This window comes from Pseudomonas sp. NPDC088368 (assembly GCF_044753445.1).
In the GTDB taxonomy this organism is placed as follows: domain Bacteria; phylum Pseudomonadota; class Gammaproteobacteria; order Pseudomonadales; family Pseudomonadaceae; genus Aquipseudomonas; species Aquipseudomonas bambusae.
Window position 1 is genome coordinate 353,742 of sequence record NZ_JBIVNG010000009.1, and the last position, 16,873, is coordinate 370,614.

General features: G+C 59.5%; 18 protein-coding genes and 1 pseudogene. 12 read left to right on the forward strand and 7 right to left on the reverse strand.

From position 1 onward, the window contains the following. Nucleotides 1–249 precede the first annotated feature (249 nt). Nucleotides 250–1,146, reverse strand: coding sequence for a LysR family transcriptional regulator (locus ACIQAL_RS21500; protein WP_401149210.1), 897 nt, complete (start codon nucleotides 1,144–1,146; stop codon nucleotides 250–252). 100 nt (nucleotides 1,147–1,246) lie between these two features. Between ACIQAL_RS21500 and ACIQAL_RS21505 the strand changes: the two genes are divergently transcribed. Further along, nucleotides 1,247–2,305 (forward strand): Gfo/Idh/MocA family protein, encoded by a 1,059-nt coding sequence (locus ACIQAL_RS21505; RefSeq protein WP_401149213.1) that lies wholly within the window; start codon nucleotides 1,247–1,249, stop codon nucleotides 2,303–2,305. 203 nt (nucleotides 2,306–2,508) lie between these two features. Here the strand turns inward: ACIQAL_RS21505 and ACIQAL_RS21510 are convergent, their stop codons facing one another. Next, the gene (locus ACIQAL_RS21510; protein ID WP_401149215.1) at nucleotides 2,509–3,288 is read right to left on the reverse strand and encodes a class I SAM-dependent methyltransferase; all 780 of its coding nucleotides are present in this window, start codon (nucleotides 3,286–3,288) and stop codon (nucleotides 2,509–2,511) included. A gap of 84 nt (nucleotides 3,289–3,372) precedes the next feature. On the opposite strand from ACIQAL_RS21510, the gene ACIQAL_RS21515 reads away from it, so the two are divergent. Further along, nucleotides 3,373–3,855 carry an Rrf2 family transcriptional regulator gene (locus ACIQAL_RS21515; protein ID WP_401149217.1) on the forward strand — a complete coding sequence of 161 codons (483 nt, stop codon included), beginning with the start codon at nucleotides 3,373–3,375 and terminating at the stop codon, nucleotides 3,853–3,855. Between the two features lie 149 nt (nucleotides 3,856–4,004). On the opposite strand, the gene ACIQAL_RS21520 is transcribed toward ACIQAL_RS21515, so the two are convergent. Beyond that, entirely contained in the window at nucleotides 4,005–4,916 is a 912-nt protein-coding gene (locus tag ACIQAL_RS21520; RefSeq protein WP_401149220.1) for a LysR family transcriptional regulator, read from the reverse strand. Between the two features lie 98 nt (nucleotides 4,917–5,014). On the opposite strand from ACIQAL_RS21520, the gene ACIQAL_RS21525 reads away from it, so the two are divergent. Together ACIQAL_RS21525 and ACIQAL_RS21530 are read left to right on the forward strand one after the other, a co-directional pair. Next, nucleotides 5,015–5,344, forward strand: a complete 330-nt coding sequence (locus ACIQAL_RS21525) for a nuclear transport factor 2 family protein (protein WP_401149222.1) — start codon at nucleotides 5,015–5,017, stop codon at nucleotides 5,342–5,344. Then, a complete protein-coding gene (locus ACIQAL_RS21530; RefSeq protein ID WP_401149224.1) occupies nucleotides 5,341–6,123 on the forward strand; it encodes an SDR family oxidoreductase in 783 nt (260 codons plus the stop codon). Before ACIQAL_RS21525 ends, ACIQAL_RS21530 begins: the two co-directional genes overlap by 4 nt. A 236-nt stretch (nucleotides 6,124–6,359) precedes the next feature. Here the strand turns inward: ACIQAL_RS21530 and ACIQAL_RS21535 are convergent, their stop codons facing one another. Further along, nucleotides 6,360–7,133, reverse strand: coding sequence for an SDR family NAD(P)-dependent oxidoreductase (locus ACIQAL_RS21535; protein ID WP_401149226.1), 774 nt, complete (start codon nucleotides 7,131–7,133; stop codon nucleotides 6,360–6,362). A 168-nt stretch (nucleotides 7,134–7,301) separates the two neighbouring features. Between ACIQAL_RS21535 and gcvA the strand changes: the two genes are divergently transcribed. Both gcvA and ACIQAL_RS21545 read left to right on the forward strand, forming a co-directional pair. Further along, on the forward strand, nucleotides 7,302–8,225 hold the full coding sequence (gene gcvA, locus ACIQAL_RS21540) for a transcriptional regulator GcvA (RefSeq protein ID WP_401149228.1): 924 nt from the start codon (nucleotides 7,302–7,304) through the stop codon (nucleotides 8,223–8,225). A gap of 319 nt (nucleotides 8,226–8,544) precedes the next feature. Beyond that, nucleotides 8,545–9,336, forward strand: coding sequence for a substrate-binding periplasmic protein (locus ACIQAL_RS21545; RefSeq protein ID WP_401149230.1), 792 nt, complete (start codon nucleotides 8,545–8,547; stop codon nucleotides 9,334–9,336). A gap of 49 nt (nucleotides 9,337–9,385) precedes the next feature. Here the strand turns inward: ACIQAL_RS21545 and ACIQAL_RS21550 are convergent, their stop codons facing one another. Together ACIQAL_RS21550 and ACIQAL_RS21555 are read right to left on the reverse strand one after the other, a co-directional pair. Beyond that, entirely contained in the window at nucleotides 9,386–9,934 is a 549-nt protein-coding gene (locus ACIQAL_RS21550) for a carboxymuconolactone decarboxylase family protein (RefSeq protein WP_401149231.1), read from the reverse strand. Nucleotides 9,935–10,023: 89 nt separating this feature from the next. Continuing rightward, complete coding sequence (locus ACIQAL_RS21555) at nucleotides 10,024–10,875, reverse strand: helix-turn-helix domain-containing protein (protein ID WP_401149234.1); 852 nt, start codon at nucleotides 10,873–10,875, stop codon at nucleotides 10,024–10,026. A 161-nt stretch (nucleotides 10,876–11,036) separates the two neighbouring features. Here ACIQAL_RS21555 and ACIQAL_RS21560 point away from each other — a divergent pair, with 161 nt between their 5' ends. The 5 genes from ACIQAL_RS21560 (at nucleotide 11,037) to ACIQAL_RS21580 (ending at nucleotide 14,761) form a co-directional block, all read left to right on the forward strand. Then, the gene (locus tag ACIQAL_RS21560) at nucleotides 11,037–11,339 is read left to right on the forward strand and encodes a helix-turn-helix transcriptional regulator (RefSeq protein ID WP_166596341.1); all 303 of its coding nucleotides are present in this window, start codon (nucleotides 11,037–11,039) and stop codon (nucleotides 11,337–11,339) included. Between the two features lie 64 nt (nucleotides 11,340–11,403). Next, entirely contained in the window at nucleotides 11,404–12,378 is a 975-nt protein-coding gene (locus tag ACIQAL_RS21565; RefSeq protein WP_401149237.1) for a zinc-dependent alcohol dehydrogenase family protein, read from the forward strand. Between the two features lie 39 nt (nucleotides 12,379–12,417). Next, complete coding sequence (locus tag ACIQAL_RS21570) at nucleotides 12,418–12,759, forward strand: antibiotic biosynthesis monooxygenase family protein (RefSeq protein WP_401149240.1); 342 nt, start codon at nucleotides 12,418–12,420, stop codon at nucleotides 12,757–12,759. A 274-nt stretch (nucleotides 12,760–13,033) separates the two neighbouring features. Continuing rightward, nucleotides 13,034–13,873 carry an SDR family oxidoreductase gene (locus ACIQAL_RS21575; protein ID WP_401149243.1) on the forward strand — a complete coding sequence of 280 codons (840 nt, stop codon included), beginning with the start codon at nucleotides 13,034–13,036 and terminating at the stop codon, nucleotides 13,871–13,873. 141 nt (nucleotides 13,874–14,014) lie between these two features. Next, a complete protein-coding gene (locus tag ACIQAL_RS21580) occupies nucleotides 14,015–14,761 on the forward strand; it encodes a GntR family transcriptional regulator (protein WP_401149245.1) in 747 nt (248 codons plus the stop codon). Between the two features lie 28 nt (nucleotides 14,762–14,789). On the opposite strand, the gene ACIQAL_RS21585 is transcribed toward ACIQAL_RS21580, so the two are convergent. Beyond that, nucleotides 14,790–15,716 (reverse strand): AraC family transcriptional regulator, encoded by a 927-nt coding sequence (locus ACIQAL_RS21585; protein WP_401149248.1) that lies wholly within the window; start codon nucleotides 15,714–15,716, stop codon nucleotides 14,790–14,792. A 103-nt stretch (nucleotides 15,717–15,819) separates the two neighbouring features. On the opposite strand from ACIQAL_RS21585, the pseudogene ACIQAL_RS21590 reads away from it, so the two are divergent. Beyond that, nucleotides 15,820–16,848 (forward strand): annotated as a pseudogene (locus tag ACIQAL_RS21590) (SDR family oxidoreductase). The last annotated feature ends 25 nt before the right edge of the window (nucleotides 16,849–16,873 follow it).

Here is a 16,873-nt window from a genome sequence, read left to right on the forward strand (position 1 = left end):
GCACGGGGTCGAGTTCTTGACGAAGGGTGAGGGGGAGAGATCACACATTGAGTGTGAAAGGGTGGGACATTGACTCGGGCTCAGGGCCCCGAACGCCTGAGAAAGTCCGGTCAATCTGCGCTCTGAACACGGGCAACAGGGCGCTGGGAGGTTGGTTGTTCACGCGTCCCGCTGAGACCGATGCTGTGGTCGGCGTACGGAGTAGCCTACTCAGTCAACCTGAGCGTTATGCGCCTTGCATCGCCGTAATCAATCGGATGGAAAGTGGGCCACGATGAAGTCTATGAATGCACGCATTTTGGGAGGTTGCGGCCTTGCGGATGAGAACAACAGCGCCATGTCTCTGCTGGGGGCCACGTAGTCATCAAGAAGCGATACCAGGGTTCCGCGCTGCAGATGCTCTCGCAACACTGCCTTGGGCTGAAGAATGATCCCGCGCCCTGCAATCGCTGCCGCCGTCAGGACGCGCCCGTCATTCACCTGGAAACGGCCGTGCACTTTGATAGCGTGCTCGATGCCATTCTTGCTGAAGACCCAATTCGCATAGGGCAAGCCTGAGGCGTTCACGAAGCTCAGACAGTCATGCTGATGCAAATCGTCATGTGTCAACGGGGCGCCTTTGCGCGCAACATACGAAGGGGCCGCGCACAGGACTTGCTCGTGCCGGGCTATCTGCCGAACGGTGAGAGCGCTATCGGCGATGGGGCCGAGCCTAAGTACGGCGTCAAAGTTTTCCTTCACGAGATCGACAAAGCGATCGGTCAATGCCAATTCGATCTCGACTTCCGGGTAACGCTCCATAAAGTGCATCAGCGCGGGAGCGAGTTCGCATGCACCGAAGCCGACGGGGGCGCTGACACGTAATCGCCCTCGCGGTGAGGCATTCAATTCTTCAGCGACTGCCTCCGCAGCCTTGACCTCCGCCAGCACGACCAGACAGCGATCGTAAAAGCGTTGACCGACGTCAGTGAGGTGCTGACGACGCGTGGTACGGCGAATCAATGGCGCTCCGATACGAGTCTCAAGCTCTCGTATGTGCTTACCCACCATTTGCGATGAGAGCCCGAGTGTGACGGCGGCGGCGCTAAATGTGCCAAGTTCACAGACCTTCACGAACACCGCCATGCTGGTTAAACGGTCGCTCATTCGAAACTCCTGGTTTCAGGTATGAGTGTTTTTGACATCTTAATCAAACCAGCGGTGTGACGTAGCTTGTACCCAACAGATCTAGTCAGCGGAGGTATCTATGTCACGTGAACTCAAAATCGGGATCATCGGCGTCAACATGAAAGGGGGATGGGCCCACGAGGCACATGTTCCAGCCATTAATGCGATTGACGGCATGCGATTGGTCGCCGTGGCCACGACACACCAGCAAACCGCCGACGAGGCTGCACGTGCCTTGGCAGTTTCCAAGGGCTATGCGAATGGCTTGGCGCTGATCAATGATCCCGACGTCGACATCGTCACGGTTGCCACTCGCGTCCCCGACCACCGCGACCTTTTGCTGGCGGCGATTGCAGCTGGCAAGCATGTCTACAGTGAGTGGCCTCTGGGCCTCAGCGTGTGTGAAGCCCGCGAGATCGCCGACGCTGCTCGCGTGGCAGGTGTCAAACATGCGATTGGCCTGCAACTGCGCGGCAGCCGGGCAGTACAAAAAGCGCAGCATTGGCTGGCGAAGGGCGCGATTGGACGCGTGTTGAGCTTGAGGGCATTCTCATCCACCGCAGGCTTCGGACCGGACGTGCCGCCGCAATTTGCCTATCTGGAAGACCCTTCAAATTTCGCCAACATGGTGACCATTCAAGGCGCCCATACCCTTGATCTGGTAATGGCGCTGGGTGGGGCGCTGGCGTCCATTTCTGCACTGACCTCCCGCCAATATCCGTTCATTCAACTGGGCGAACCGCCTCAGCGGGTTGAGCGCCGTACATTCGATCATCTGCTGGTGCAAGGTCGATTGGCTTCTGGGGTGCCTTTTTCTGTTGAAGTGTCGGGAGGGCGCCAACATGCCACGCCTTTCTATCTAGAGGTCGTCGGGGAGGGCGGCACGCTGCGCCTTGACGGCGGGGCACCTCGGGGTTTGCAAGCTGGTCGTATCACCGTGTCGCTTGATGGCGAGCGCGAAACCATTGAGGAAGGGCCGTTAGCCGCGCTCTCGGACAGTGCCGTCAACGTGGCGGGGCTCTACAGCATGTTGCGGGATGACATTCTGGATGGGACATCCGAAGTTGTCGGTTTCAATCACGCGGTGCAGCTCACCCGGTTGGTGGAAGATGTACTGGCAGAACCGGCTTTGCCGTGAGGAGCCTTGGGATGGCACCAACCGTTGAAAGGCAAGTAGCCCCAGGGCCGTTCCCTGCAGCGAGGACGTCCTTGTCATGAACAGTCGTCGCGAACAGACCGGTATTGATGGTCGGCGTTGTTGCCCAGAGCCCCACGTGGGTCGCGCCTGACGCGTTGCTGTGGGCAACGACGCTCGTCCCAGCATTCAACCCTTTCTGATCGTCAGCGCTGCGCCACTGCGATCAATGCCGTAGAGGGAATGAGCAGGACGGGGTCATCGCCAGCCATTTCCCTGACGTGCGCAATCACTGCGGCCTTCTCTGTAACGGTCAGGCTCGTCCAGTCGGGCGACATTCCAAACAGTGTGTCGGGGTTGTCGAGCGACTTCACGTCCAATTGATACGGATGGGTTACGCTTTCGATGACAGGGTCCCGAAACCCGGCGGCGATCAATTCGCGAGCAAAATCCAAAGGGTCGCTCAACGCTTTTACGGCCTCGGGCATCGCCATGCCTTGGCGATCCGGGAAAAGTGTTCGCCTGACATTTCCCAACAACAGAAACGTCGCAGCCCCCCTTTCTTGCCACGTCGCGACGATGCCATATCCGCCGATGGCGGTGACGCGTTGCATTTCGGCCAGGCCTTTGCGCCAGTCAGGGAACATGATCACACCAAAGATCGAGAACGTCGCATCGAAGCTGGCATCGGGCAAATCGAGGGACTGACCGTCCATGACTCGGCCCTCTACATTGGCCAGCCCGGCGCTTTTCACACACGCCACCATGGCGGGGGAAAAGTCCGTGGCCAGTACCTGTGCGCCGGTTCGTGCGGCTGCCAAGGCGAGTGCTCCGGTGCCCGTGGCGACATCCAGCACGCGGCTCTCAGGCGTCAGCGAAATCCGTGCGAGCGCCGCCTCTGCGAAATGCGCAGTGAAAGGGTGCGCCGTTTTCTGATAGTGCTTGGCTGCAACGTCCCAGTGATCGGGATTCTCAAATTCACGCATCACGCGGTCCTCGAAATTCATGTAACTTTACAAGTATCATGAGTCGAGGCCTTCTGCCAAGTATTGGAAACATAGGAGCACACGATGCGCAACGACAGCCGCCTTTCGCGAATGCTACACATCCTGGTGCACATGGCGCGGCACGACGGCCCCGTCACGTCGGACCGCATTGCCGAGATGCTTGGAACGAACCCGGTGGTGGTTCGCAGAACGATGTCTGGCCTGCGTGACGCCGGTTACGTTCATTCGGAGAAGGGGCATGGTGGGGGCTGGGTGATCACCTGTGATCTTGAGCAGGTCACGCTACTGGATATCTATAAGGCAGTCGGAGAGCCCTCGCTGTTCGCCATCGGCAATGAGCGTTCCAACCCCGATTGCATGATCGAACAGGTGGTCAACCTGGCAGTCGACGACGCATTGCGGGAAGCGGAGTCGGTGCTGGTGGAACGGTTTCGCAGCGTTAGCCTGGGTGAACTCAATCGTTTGTTCAATGCGCGTCGTGCCGCTGAAAACGTGTCAAACCCTGGCATCGAATCGACGCCACAGTCCGGAGCAAGACGGGTTTGAAGGTGTTGTTATCAGCGGCAAAAATCGCCCTCGTAACCTGACCGCCGAATAATTGTTTGCAGAGTGGTCGGGGCGCGGACAGCGCCGTGGTTTTCTGTCATTGCCTGGCTCACATCACAGTGTAATTGGCGATTTCAAGACGAGGCTGGTCAGGGAAGATCGAACGGTTTTCGATCCAACAGGCAATCAATGAACGCACCGAGGGCGGCTGGGCGGTGCCGCCTGTTCGAGTAGTAGAGATACAGCCCCGGGCGCGTGATCGACCAGTCCGCAAGGATTTGTACCAACTTTCCCTGGGCCAATAGCTCAGCCACGCCATCCTGCTCAAAATGGTAGGCAATGCCCAGACCCTGTAGCGCAGCACTTACGCCGATATCAGGGTGATTGGTCACGACGGGGCCTTTTACGGCGACTTCGAATTGCTGGTCCCGTTTCTTGAATTCCCAGCGGTAATATCTGCCGTCCGCCTGAAGCCGCCAGTTGATGCACGCGTGTTCGTGTAAATCAGCGGGGGAGTGGGGGATACCTCGACGCGCGAGGTAGTCGGGCGACGCCACCGCAACCATCTTCAAGTCGGGTGTGAGCCGAACAGCGACCATGTCTTTTTCAAGCTGCCCACCCACGCGGATGCCCGCGTCGAATCGGCCCGTCACGATATCGGCCAGCGCATCGTCAACCACGACGTCGAGTACCACACCCGGGTGCGCTTGCTGGAAGCGTGAAAGCCGGGGAGCAATGATGGTCCTCGCTGCGATTCCCAACGTATTGATGCGCAACGTGCCACTCATCTGCCCGGTTGCCTCGCTGACTTCTGCAACGGCCACTGCGATCTCTTGAAAGAGGGGGGCTATGCGTCTGAAGAGCTGCTCGCCACTTGCCGATGGCGCGACGCTTCGAGTCGTGCGATTGAGTAGACGTGCGCCGACTCGGTCTTCGAGTTGTCGGATGGTCTGGCTGAGTGCGGAGGGTGACAGGCCAAGATGCTCCGCGGCCCTTGCGAAGCTTTGACGCTCCACGATGGCGACAAATGCTTTTAGCTCAGCAAATTCTGATCCGCGCATTATGCATCACTCCCTACATAGACAATGCGGATTGTAGTGGATTCTTGAAAGGGTCGTCAGGATGCATTCTGTGAGCCATCCCAATCAAGGCGTTCACCATGTCAGCACTTTCTCTCCCCGATCCCATCGCCGCGTATTTCGCGGCGGATACGCAAGGCCCCAAGGCTGTTGCCAGCTGTTTCACACCGCAAGGCGTAGTGAAAGATAAAGGCCAGACCCACAGTGGCCGCGACGCCATCAAGGCCTGGAAGGCCGAGGTATCAACCCTTTACACCTGTACCATGGAGCCGTTCTTGATTGAGAGGGAGGACAATATTCATGCTGTCCACAGCCACGTGGCCGGTAACTTTCCAGGCAGCCCGATCGACCTCAAGTTCTCGTTTCGTCTTGAGCGCGGCCTCATCGCAAACCTGGAGATCACACTATGAGCTTCGATCTTCAACTTGATGGCCTGAGGGCGGTGGTCACCGGCGGGACGATGGGCCTTGGCGCAGCAGTCGTGCAGAACCTGGTTGAGGCGGGTGCGCGGGTGGCTACAGCAGCCCGCGACGTGGCAACACGACCAGAAGAAGGCGTCACCTACATCCGTGCAGATCTGACAACATCTGAAGGCGTGGCTCACCTCGCAGAGTGCGTACTTCAGGATTGGGGCGGTGTCGATATCGTGATCAATGTGCTCGGCGGTTCGAATACCCCGGCAGGTGGCTTTGCCGCCATCACTGACGAGCATTGGCTAAATGAACTGAACTTGAATTTGATGTCCGCAGTCCGTCTGGACCGCGCTTTGTTGCCTGACATGCTGACCCAGGGGTCGGGTGTCATCATCCACGTCAGTTCGATCCAACGGATCATGCCTCTGCCGGAATCCACCACGGCTTACGCCGCTGCGAAGGCAGCACTCACCACGTACAGCAAATCCCTGGCGAAAGAAGTGATGCCCAAAGGGGTGCGGGTGCTGAGTGTCGCGCCGGGATGGATTGAAACCGAGGCGTCCGTGAGGCTGGCGGAACGGCTGGCTGCCCAGGCTGGAACCGACTACGAAGGGGGCAAGCGAATCGTTATGCAATCCATAGGCGGAATTCCGCTCGGCAGGCCAGCCAAGCCTCAAGAGGTTGCTGATCTCATCGCCTTCCTGGCATCCCCGCGGGCCATCTCAATCTCCGGGTCCGAGCACCGTATCGACGGCGGCACCGTACCTACGTTGTGACCGACCATCCAGGTCAGCTGCTACCTCGGCCCGTGGCAAGACACCCGATGGGCCGGAGGAAGGTGCAGAACAGCAGCTGTTTGACAGCGAGAATGGGTACAAGGCCGCTTTGCTGACCACGCTGGAACGCGCCCGAGAACTGACTGCTGATACCTGACCGGTTACATGTGGATGGTCGGCACCGTTGGGCGTTTTCAGTCGTGGCGATCAGGACCTTTCCAGCGATGCGTCCTTCTTCAAATGCGCCCAGCCGTCACGCCACCATCGACAGGCAACACAGTCCCCGTGATCCATGACGCCTGTTCGGACGCCATGAACAGGATCGCCTCAGCAACGTCCGCCGGTTGACCATTGCGGCCCAGCGGGTGGAAGGCATTGAAGGTCGGCAGTACGGCCTTGACCTGATCGTCGTCCATGAACGTGTTGTAGACCGGCGTTTCCACCACGGCGGGGGCCACAGTGTTGATGCGGATGTTGGAGGCCGCCAGCTCAATGGCCAGGTTGCGGGTCAGGGCGTGCACGCCTGCGTTGGCTGCCGAGTAGGCCGCCGACGGTGTGGCACCGATGGCTTGCAATGCCCACAGCGAACCGGTCTGTACGATGACGCCACCGCCGCGTTGTTGCATGGCCTTTGCGGCCGCCTGGGCCATGAAGAATTTGCCTTTGAGGATGATGTCGACAAAACCGTCGTATTCTTGCTCATCCAGCTCCAGAAACGGTTTTGGATTGAACACGCCAGCGTTGTTGATCAGGACATCTACGCCGCCGAATTCGGCGGTGGCCAGCGCCACGAGGGCCTTTGCAGTGGAGGGATTGGCGATGTCGGCCGCCAGCGTGCGGACGCGCTGGCCGGTGGGGTCGATCTGGGTGGCGGCCTTCTTCAGCTTGGCGGCGTCACGCCCGGTAATAACCACGCTTGCGCCTTCGGCCACCAGCCGTTGTGCGACCTCTTCGCCGATGCCCGAACCACCGCCGGTGATAATGGCGACCTTAGAAGTAAATCTTTTCATGATGAGCGTTCCTGATGGCGAGTGAGTGAAAGCCGTCCTAGTTGTCGAATGGGTTTTATGTCGTTCGATCGGCTAGGGAATGCGGCGTTCTGACTGCTATTCTTCGCTTCGGTCGCGGGCCTCACAAACCAGAATTCTTTCTTCATCATTAAAGAAAATCTTTCACTCATGAACACCCCCATCTACCTCAATGCCCTGAGAGCGTTCGAAGCCGCTGCCCGGCATCAGAGTTTTTCAGCGGCGGCGGCGGAGCTGCACGTCACGTCGGCGGCCGTGGGCCAACAGGTGCGTTCTCTGGAGTCGTGGCTCGGTGTGTCGCTCTTCAACCGAGCGTCCAGCGGCAGTACGCGGCTGGTCCCGACTGATGTCGCCCGTGAGGCCTTACCGGACATTCGTGAAGGATTCGAGCGTTTGCGGATGGGGTTGGCGCGCTTGCAGGAAGGCTCGCTCAACACCGGATTGACGGTGACCGTGAGCCCGGCATTCGCGGCCAAATGGCTGCTACCGCGCATCGAGGACTTTCAGCGCTCGCATCCGCAGACCGATGTCCTGCTGGACACAAATCTCAGGCCCGTGGATTTCATCGCCGAAGGCACGGACATCGGCGTGCGCTACGGCACGGGCCATTGGCCTGGGCTGACCGAGATCAAGCTGATGGATGAAGAGATGTACCCGGTCTGCGCGCCCACGTATCCGCTGCTCAAGCGAGGTCGGTTGTCGGCGGAAACACTGGCCGACGCCACATTGATCCATGACCTGTCGATGGCAGGCGACCCCACTTATCCAACGTGGCGTACTTGGCTCGACGCTGCGGGCTACCAGACCCCCAACGCGGAGCACGGCCTGCGCATCAACAACTCGGCAGCAGTGCTACAAGCCGCCATCGACGGCCAAGGGCTGGCGCTGGGGCGCAGCGTGATGCTGCGCGATGATCTTGATGCCGGACGCCTCATCCGCCCCTTCGGCAAAACCAGTCGCCCGTTGGCGTTCGCCTACTACATCGTCCATCGCCCCGAGGTGGCGGAGCTGGCGAAGATCAAGGCGTTTCGCGACTGGCTGCTGACTCAGGCGGCAGGGGCGGGCAGCGTTTGAGCGCGTGAAGCAGTCAACGGATGATCTGGCGAGCTGAATCGTGCCCAGCCTAGATGCAAGGGTCTTACATCAGTGCCCCCATGAAGGCTTCATGCTTTGGATTCGCTTGTGAGCTAAGCTCCCAGACGGATTGTCCGGACCCCCGCCATGACAGGCTAAGGTCCTCCCGAAACGTCCGTCGCTGGAAAGCGGCGGCACGTGAGTTGCAAGTGCGATGGGGGCACATTTTTCGAGAGCGTCACATGGCAGCGGCACACCGCGTGCCTTCGGGTTTTCCCTCTAGAGGTTCAGGATGATAGGGCGTCGTATCTGCGGGTTCATGTCTGTCACAGCCGCCTTGCTGCTGATTCCCTGCGTGGCGTTCAGCGAGGATGCCTGTGATCATCTGACCGCCACCGGCAATGCCGAATACCCGCCTTACCTATGGCGCGATCCAGCCAACCCTCATCGACTCATTGGCGCCAACGCCGACCTGATCCAGCATTTGGGCACGCAATTGGGCATGCGCATCGACGTCCTGTACGGAGGCCCCTGGTCACGGGCGCAGGAAGAGGTAAGGTCGGGCCGCATTGACATGTTGGCCGGGTATTTCCTCACCACCGAACGGGCTCGGACGTTGAATTTCGTCGACCCACCGTTTCTGTATACGTCCAGCATGATTTGGGTCCGGCGCAACGACGGGTTCCCCTACCGCGAATGGGCGGATCTGATCGGGCGCAACGGTGGAACCCTCGTCAACAACAGCTACGGACAGGCGTTCGACGATTACGCGAAGGCCCACCTGTCCCTTGAAGCAGTGCCGACGGCGAATCAGGCGTTCCAGAAGCTCATCCTCAAACGCAACGACTTCGTGATTTTCGAACAGTTTCCCGGCTGGGCCCTGGCGAAAAAACTGGGGGTCAAGGATGCCGTAGAGGCCCTTGAGCCACCGATCAGCCGGGAAGGGCTGTACTTGGCGCTGTCACCCAACTCCCAGTGTCTGCCCCAACCCTTACGAAACAGGATCAAGGAGGAAATGCAGAAACTGGTCGCCAGTTCCCTCCCGCAAGACCTCGTCACATCGAATCTGGAACTGTGGAATGCGCAGCAACGTGAAAGCGTGAAGCCGTGAGCGATGGCCTCGACCGGGAGGGTCGAGGCCATCGGTTGTCGGGCGTGTCTCACGCGCTCCAGGCGTAGGGTTCGAGGAACTCGTCCAGCGCCAGTTGGGCGACGCTGGCGGTGTAGTTGGTCATCGTCGAGGCCGCTACCACCAGAATGACTTCGAGCAACAGCGATGCATTGAAGCCTGCCGACATGAAGGCCGTTTTCGCTTCGTCATCGAGATGCCCACGGTTTTCGATCAGCGCCCGCGCGAGGCGCGAGAGTGCGGCGTGTCGGGCGTCCTGGGGCAACCGGCGCTGACGAATGGCTTGCACATCGGTCTCCGACAAACCTTCCTTGAGTGCCAGAAACGAATGAAAGGCTACCGCCCATGCGGACGTGTTGGTCACGGCATTGGTCAAGAGCAGCACCTGGATTTCCGCTTCGGTGAAACTGCCCCCGTGCACTTGCCCGAAGACGCCCACCAATCCATTGATCAATTGGCTGGAGCCGGCCATGGCGCCTGCAATGTTGGGCACCCGGCCAAAGGCCTGAGCCAGCCCGTTCAAAGCGGGGCGGGAAAGTTCGGGTGCTGTGTCGAGGGTGTAAACGGGAAAGTGCGTCATGAGCGTGTCCTGTGAGGTCGAGCCAGTGGTTTGGAAAACAACGTGGCCAGCTTAGGGACGGGGCTCAGAGCCAACAATTACCTGTCAGGTCATGACAACGCGTCTTCATTGGTCATGGTTTTCATGAGCTGCAGATGCAGGGCTTCAGTGGCGTCATCGGCCGGAAACAGGCACTCGATGCGCAGCTCCTGAGAGGCCACTGTCAACGGGGTTCCAACCGTGCTCACCATCGAAAAGTAGTTGAGCACTGCGCCTCCATGAATGAACCCCAGTGGCACCACGGGCAAGCCGGATTCGCTTCCCGAGAAGCCTTGGGATAACCACTCGGCACGTACGTCGGGATAGCCGAACAGCGCGTCCAGTAACTGCCGGGTCTGAGGGTCGATCACCTGACCCAGCGACTCGCGACGTACCCGCTGGATCAGGCTGCGCGCTACATTTTCCCAATCCGCAATGTGCGGCCGCAGGCCCTGCGGGTCGAAGATCAAGTGCAGCATGTTGCGTGGTCCGGTGCGGGCCTGCATGTCGATGAAGCTGTTAAAAAAGTGCAGCGTCGAAGGGCTGACCTGCAACACGTTCCAGTAGCGGTCCATGATCAGCGCCGGGAAAGGTTCGTGTTGCAGCAGCACGCGACTCGCCGCCGCGCTGACCCGCGCCATCTCCTGAGCACTCCAGCCCGCTTCCGAATACATCGGCGCGTAACCTGACGACAGCAACAGCAGATTGCGTTCACGCAAAGGCACTTCAAGGGATTGCGCCAGGTCCAGCAGCGTCTGCCGACCGGGCACGCTGCGCCCGCTTTCGATGAAGCTGATCTGCCGTTGCGAAATACCGGCGTCCAGCGACAGGTCCAACTGGCTCACGCCGCGCACCCCCCGCCAATAGCGCAACAGACTGCCCAATTCTTTCGACACGTTTTGAGCGAGGCGGGCGGTGGGCATGGCGTGACCTGTGGCGCAGGTGATGGGGAGAGGACTGTAGCGAAGCGGGGCGGGTGGCCACAATGACATGGGGTGTAATTGTCCGAGCTCAATCTCCCGCGATTCAGGTCGCTGACTTTGAAACGTATTGACATATTGGTAAATCTCGATATCCTCGCGGCATGGAACTGATCGAAATATTCAAAGCCCTCTCGAACACGACGCGTCTTCAAATCCTGAAAGGTTTGAAGGACCCCGAGAAGAACTTCCCTCCGCAGGATGAAGGGGACGTTCACACGGTGGGCGTTTGTGTCAGCAGCATTCAAGAGGGTATCGGGCTCTCGCAATCGACCGTGTCCGGTTATCTCGCCACGCTGCAACGCGTGGGTCTGGTCGAAGTCCGGCGCATCGGTCAGTGGACGTATTACAAACGGAATGAAGCAACCATCAGCGCGCTGGCCGAGATCATAGGGAAAGACTTGTAGGTTTTTTTTACCCCGATATATCGAGATATCTCGATATCCCTTTTTATAGATATGAGGAATTACCATGAAAGCGATGGTCCTTAACGCCTTTGGCGGACCCGATTCATTCGAACTCTGCGACGTGCCCACGCCTGTGCCGAACGCGGGACAGGTCCTGGTTCGGGTACACGCGACGTCCATCAATCCGCTGGATTACCAGGTCCGCCGTGGCGACTACGCCGACCTGGTGCCACGGCCCGCCATCACCGGACACGATGTCTCGGGCGTCGTCGAAGCTGTCGGGCCGGGTGTGACCGCCTTCGCGCCAGGAGACGAGGTCTGGTACACCCCACAAATCTTCGACGGGCCGGGGAGCTACGCCGAATACCACGTCGCTGCCGAAAGCATCATCGGCAAGAAACCTGCCTCGCTCAGTCACCTCGAAGCGGCCAGTCTGAGCCTGGTGGGCGGCACGGCGTGGGAAGCGCTGGTCGTGCGTGCCGCGCTCAGAGTGGGAGAAAGCATCCTGATCCATGGCGGTGCGGGAGGCGTCGGTCATGTGGCAATCCAACTGGCCAAAGCCGTGGGGGCGAAGGTGTTCACGACCGTGCGCGAGACCAACGCTGAGTTCGCCCGCAGTGTCGGCGCCGATGTGGTCATCGACTACGAACGGGAAGATTACGTCGACGCCATCCTGCGCGAAACGGAAGGTCGCGGCGTGGATGTCGTGTTCGACACCATCGGCGGCAACACCTTGTCGCGCAGCCCCGATGTGCTGGCGCAGCTCGGCCGCGTGGTCTCGATTGTGGACATCTCCCAACCCCAAAACGTCATTCAAGCCTGGGGCAAAAACGCCAGTTATCACTTCGTGTTCACACGACAGAATCGCGGCAAGCTCGATGAACTGAGCGCGTTGGTCGAGCGGGGGCAATTGCGGCCGCATGTCGGTGCCGTCTATTCGCTCGCCGACATTTCCCTCGCCCATGCCCGGCTGGAGACGCCCAACAACGGCGTTCTCGGAAAAATCGCGATCGCCGTCGAGCCATCGCTTCTCCCGTAACCCCGCTTGTAAACGTTCACGTCATTGTCGAGGCCCATCATGATTTACGAGATTGCGTTGCTACCTGTTCATAAAGAGCGCACTGAACCCTTCAAACGTGCATTTGCCGAGGTCGCTCCGTTGCTGACCCGCGCACAGGGTTATGAAGGTCACCTGCTCGCGCCAGGCATCGAAACCCCCGAGCGATTCAACCTGATCGTGCGTTGGCGATCACTTCAGGACCACACACCGGGTTTCGAGGAAAGTGAAGATCACCGGTTGTTCATGCAGGGGCTGGAGGCGTATTTCTCGGAAGAGCCGACGGTCTACCACATCGAGGGCACCGCTTTTTTTGAGGGCGATCAGGCTGGTTCGAACGAAGCCATCCGCGCGGCCAACTAGGGCGATCCTGGTGTCTGAGGCAGCTAGGGGCGAGTGAGTGACGTCCCTTCCTGTCTGCTGTTCTGATCAGCTTTTCCCCGCGTCCATTCATCCCTCAAGCGCATATTCAGTGAATCCATTCAGCCCTTTCACGGTCATCTGTCTGGCAAGCGTTATTTTGGACCCGCTCCAAACCCATTGAGAACACGAGTATTCGAAGGCTGCACATCACTTCCATTCTGCTGATTGCGGCGCCGATGCTCCGGTTCTCTCACGCTCACGACAGGAAATCGTTATGACCATTCTCGTAACAGGCGCAGGCACCGGATTTGGCTATGAAGTGGCCCTGAGGCTGGCTGCCAAAGGGCTGTCCGTCATCGCCGGTGTGGAAATCGTGGCGCAGGTGCATGCGCTGGAACAGGAGGCCAAGCGCAGAGGCGTGCAGCTTCGAATTGAAAAACTGGACGTCACCCATGAAGGGGATCGCCGCAACGCCGCCGAGTGGGACGTCGATGTACTGCTGAACAATGCGGGTATTTCGGAAGGCGGCGCCACGGTTGACATCCCGGCGGAAAACCTGCGCCGTCAGTATGAAGTCAACGTCATCGGCCCCTTGATGCTCACGCAGATGATCGTAAAAAAAATGGTGGCCAAGAAGCGCGGCAAGATCGTGTTCATGTCCTCGGTCGCAGGACTGACCACCGATCCGTTCGCTGGCGCCTATGCCTCTTCCAAACACGCGGTCGAAGCGATTGCCGAGGCCATGAGCCAAGAGCTGAAAGAGTTCGGAATCGAGGTCGCGACGGTCAATCCCGGTCCGTTCCTGACGGGCTTCAATGACCGGATGTTTGAGACTTGGAAAAACTGGCAGGATGACCCTTCGCAGCGCCTCTTCGATTACAGCAAGCTCGCGTTCCCCCACGAGCAATACGACCACGAGCCAGTGTTTGCAACCACGATCGGTGTGATCGCCGGTGAGATCGTCAGCTACCGGAACGTGGAACCCAAGGAAATCATTGATCAGCAGCGTAAGCAGCTCGATTCCGCATGGACACGCAAGAGCACCGACGGGCTGGGACAACGTTCCGAGCTGGTTCAAAAGGCGTTCGATATCAAGCCGGGTATGCCGATCTGAATGTGGCTGACAGATGCGTCAAGGATGAAAAAGCCTGCCCGGCTGGGGTAGGCTAGCGCAGCTTGTATTGACGCCTGTTCGTCCGACACCCTGCCCGACGAACATGACCGCTGAGCGTTATCGCCTCTAAGCCAGACCTCTATGACCCTCGACTCGACCGCAAAACTGACCCACGACTCGCCCGTGCCGCTCTACACGCAGCTGAAGGAATACCTTCGCTCGCGCATTCTGGACGGCACTTTTCAGCCGGGCAGCCGCATGGGATCGGAAAGCGAACTGGGTGCCACGTTTGGCGTCAGTCGCATCACGGTGCGGCAGGCGTTGGGCGATCTGCAGATGGAAGGGTTGATCTTCAAAATCCACGGCAAGGGCACCTTCGTCTCCAAGCCCAAAGCGTTTCAGAACGTCTCGTCTCTCAAAGGGCTGGCGGAGGCGCTGGCGGATTCAGGGTACGAAGTCGTGAACCGGTTGTGCGGCTTCGACTACGTGCCCGCCGACGCGACAGTGGCCCAGCGACTGCAGTTGAGCGAAGGCGATACGGTGTTGGAGATTCAACGGGTGCGATTGGTCAATCGTGAGCCCGTCTCGCTGGAAATCACTTACCTGCCAGAGACGGTCGGGCGCCGACTGGCATCGGCCGACCTTGCAACTCGGGACATTTTCCTCATTCTGGAAAACGACCTCGACATCTCCCTCGGCCATGCGGACCTGGCCATCGACGCCATTGAAGCCACTGCGCACATGGCCGCTGCGCTGGGTCTCAAGACTAAAGCGCCGATCATGCGCATCGAACGGCTGACCCATACCGCTGAAGGACAGCCGCTGGATTTCGAATACCTGTATTACCGGGGTGACGCTTTCCAGTATCGGTTGCGGATTGATCGGTAACCGTCGCTTGCCATTCGCCACGAGAACATCACCCACCGGCTTCTCGTGCGTTGTTCCTGTAACTCCGGGGTGAGCGGCCGGTCAGGCGTTTGAAAGCATTGCTGAATGCGCTTTCGGAGGCGTAACCCACTTGCTCCGCGATGGCTGCGATGGGGCTGTCTTCCTGTCGCAACGTCCGTTCGGCCAGGCGCATCCGCCATTGCGTGAGGTAAGTGATCGGCGTGACGCCCACCACTGTCCGGAAGCGTTCGACGAACGTGGTTCGGGACATGGCGCAGGCTTTCGCGAGCGTCTCCAGACCCCACGACCGAGCGGGGTCCTCGTGCATCAATTGCAGTGCAGGCGCGAGGCGTTTATCGGAAAGCGCCCCCATCCAGCTGGGCGGCATCGCGTCCCCCGACTGCAAATGGGCTCTCAGAATCTGGATAAAAAGCAGTTGTGCCAGCTGCGCCGACACCAGTTGGGCGCCGGGTTGTTCGGTGGCGCGCTCATTGATCAGGCTGTCCAGCAACCAGCTAAACGCCTGCGCATGAGGCGAAGTCGCCGGCACGCGAATCCACGGTGGCAGCACATCCGCCAATAACCCCCCGCTGGTCGTGTCCAGCAGCACATGGCCACCGATGTGGCAGAAGTCTTCTCCGTCACCCAGTTGCGCCCGGTTGCTGGCATTGCCGCCGAACAGGCTCATGGCATCAAGGGGCTCGACCGTCAGATCGCTGGCCAATACAAAGGACCGTTTGGCGGTCAGCAAACCGACATCACCGGTTCCGAAGTGGACCGGCTCGGCGTGCCCGTCGATGTGCACCCAGCAAAAGCCCCGCATCACTGCAAAAAACTTGATCTTGTCAGGCGCCGGGAAACGGATCGCCCACGGACCACCCGCCGTGAATCCGCCCGTCACCACGGATTCAGCACGGGTGTAACTGAGGATCTCGGAAAAAGGGTCAGCCCGCATATTCGTACTCTCGCGCAAGTAAGGCGTATTTCTGATTATTCAAAGTTCTCCGTGGAGTGTCCATGCTGACGCACTTTCCAAGTGACCACGCGAGACGACGTACATGACAGAACAAGGGGTATTGGTGACGGGCGGAACCGGCTTTATCGCGCAACACTGCATCTTGGCCTTGCTGAAAGAAGGGTATCGCGTGCGCACGACGATTCGCTCGCCGGAATGAGAAGCGGAAGTCAGGGCGTACCTCAAGACAGGCGGCATCGAGGCGGGGGAGCGACTGACGTTCGTAACGGCCGACCTGAATGAAGATCGAGGCTGGGCAGCGGCGGCAGCGGGTTGCAGCTATGTGTTGCATGGCGCCTCGCCAACGCCTTCAGGTGACCACGCCAATGAGGACGATTGGATCAGGCCAGCGGTGGACGGCAACCTGAGAGTCTTGCGTGCAGCCCGGGACGCGGGCGTCAAGCGCGTTGTCCTGACCTCAGCGTTCGGGGCCATTTGTGCTGGACATCCCCCGTTGAATCGACCCTTCGACGAAAAGGACTGGAGCAATCTGGACGCGGACGTCTGGCCGTACCAGAAATCCAAGACCCTCTCCGAGCGCGCCGCCTGGGCCTTTATCGCCCGGGAAGGTGGTGGCCTTGAACTCTCGGCGGTTAATCCGACGGCGGTTCTCGGACCCGTGCTGGGGCCGGATTACTCGCACTCCATTCGGCTGGTGACCAACATGCTCAACGGGCAGCGCGCCTGTCCGAAGGTCAATTGTGGATTCGTCGATGTGCGTGATGTGGCAGACCTTCATCTGCTCGCCATGACCCATCCTTTGGCAAACGGTGAGCGTTTTCTGGCCATTTCGGGGGAAAGCCTGTGGTTGCTCGACGTTGCCAAGGTGCTGCGCCGTCGCATGGGCGCTGCTGCGAGCCATGTGCCGATGGTCGAGATTCCAAACTGGGTGGTCCGTTTAAAAGCCCAGACGGACCCGTCCCAAAAAGGCATCGCAACCTTGTTAGGCCGAAACATGAATGCCACGAGTGAAAAGGCGATCCGCCTGTTGGGCTGGTCGCCGCGTTCCAGTGAAGAGGCGATTGTCGCGACGGCCAGCAGCTTGATCCAACGGGGGCTGCTGAACCCGTGAAGTCGTGCACGACTGAGCGCCTGTC

Coding starts and splice junctions, on each gene's coding strand:
- ACIQAL_RS21530 (WP_401149224.1), top strand. CDS start 5,341: ATGAGCTTCGATCTTCAACTTGATGGCCTGAGGGCGGTGGTCACCGGC.
- ACIQAL_RS21520 (WP_401149220.1), bottom strand. CDS start 4,916: ATGCGCGGATCAGAATTTGCTGAGCTAAAAGCATTTGTCGCCATCGTG.
- ACIQAL_RS21560 (WP_166596341.1), top strand. CDS start 11,037: ATGGAACTGATCGAAATATTCAAAGCCCTCTCGAACACGACGCGTCTT.
- ACIQAL_RS21555 (WP_401149234.1), bottom strand. CDS start 10,875: ATGCCCACCGCCCGCCTCGCTCAAAACGTGTCGAAAGAATTGGGCAGT.
- ACIQAL_RS21565 (WP_401149237.1), top strand. CDS start 11,404: ATGAAAGCGATGGTCCTTAACGCCTTTGGCGGACCCGATTCATTCGAA.
- ACIQAL_RS21525 (WP_401149222.1), top strand. CDS start 5,015: ATGTCAGCACTTTCTCTCCCCGATCCCATCGCCGCGTATTTCGCGGCG.
- ACIQAL_RS21500 (WP_401149210.1), bottom strand. CDS start 1,146: ATGAGCGACCGTTTAACCAGCATGGCGGTGTTCGTGAAGGTCTGTGAA.
- ACIQAL_RS21535 (WP_401149226.1), bottom strand. CDS start 7,133: ATGAAAAGATTTACTTCTAAGGTCGCCATTATCACCGGCGGTGGTTCG.
- ACIQAL_RS21515 (WP_401149217.1), top strand. CDS start 3,373: ATGCGCAACGACAGCCGCCTTTCGCGAATGCTACACATCCTGGTGCAC.
- ACIQAL_RS21585 (WP_401149248.1), bottom strand. CDS start 15,716: ATGCGGGCTGACCCTTTTTCCGAGATCCTCAGTTACACCCGTGCTGAA.
- ACIQAL_RS21570 (WP_401149240.1), top strand. CDS start 12,418: ATGATTTACGAGATTGCGTTGCTACCTGTTCATAAAGAGCGCACTGAA.
- ACIQAL_RS21575 (WP_401149243.1), top strand. CDS start 13,034: ATGACCATTCTCGTAACAGGCGCAGGCACCGGATTTGGCTATGAAGTG.
- ACIQAL_RS21550 (WP_401149231.1), bottom strand. CDS start 9,934: ATGACGCACTTTCCCGTTTACACCCTCGACACAGCACCCGAACTTTCC.
- ACIQAL_RS21545 (WP_401149230.1), top strand. CDS start 8,545: ATGTCTGTCACAGCCGCCTTGCTGCTGATTCCCTGCGTGGCGTTCAGC.
- ACIQAL_RS21510 (WP_401149215.1), bottom strand. CDS start 3,288: ATGCGTGAATTTGAGAATCCCGATCACTGGGACGTTGCAGCCAAGCAC.
- ACIQAL_RS21505 (WP_401149213.1), top strand. CDS start 1,247: ATGTCACGTGAACTCAAAATCGGGATCATCGGCGTCAACATGAAAGGG.
- ACIQAL_RS21580 (WP_401149245.1), top strand. CDS start 14,015: ATGACCCTCGACTCGACCGCAAAACTGACCCACGACTCGCCCGTGCCG.
- gcvA (WP_401149228.1), top strand. CDS start 7,302: ATGAACACCCCCATCTACCTCAATGCCCTGAGAGCGTTCGAAGCCGCT.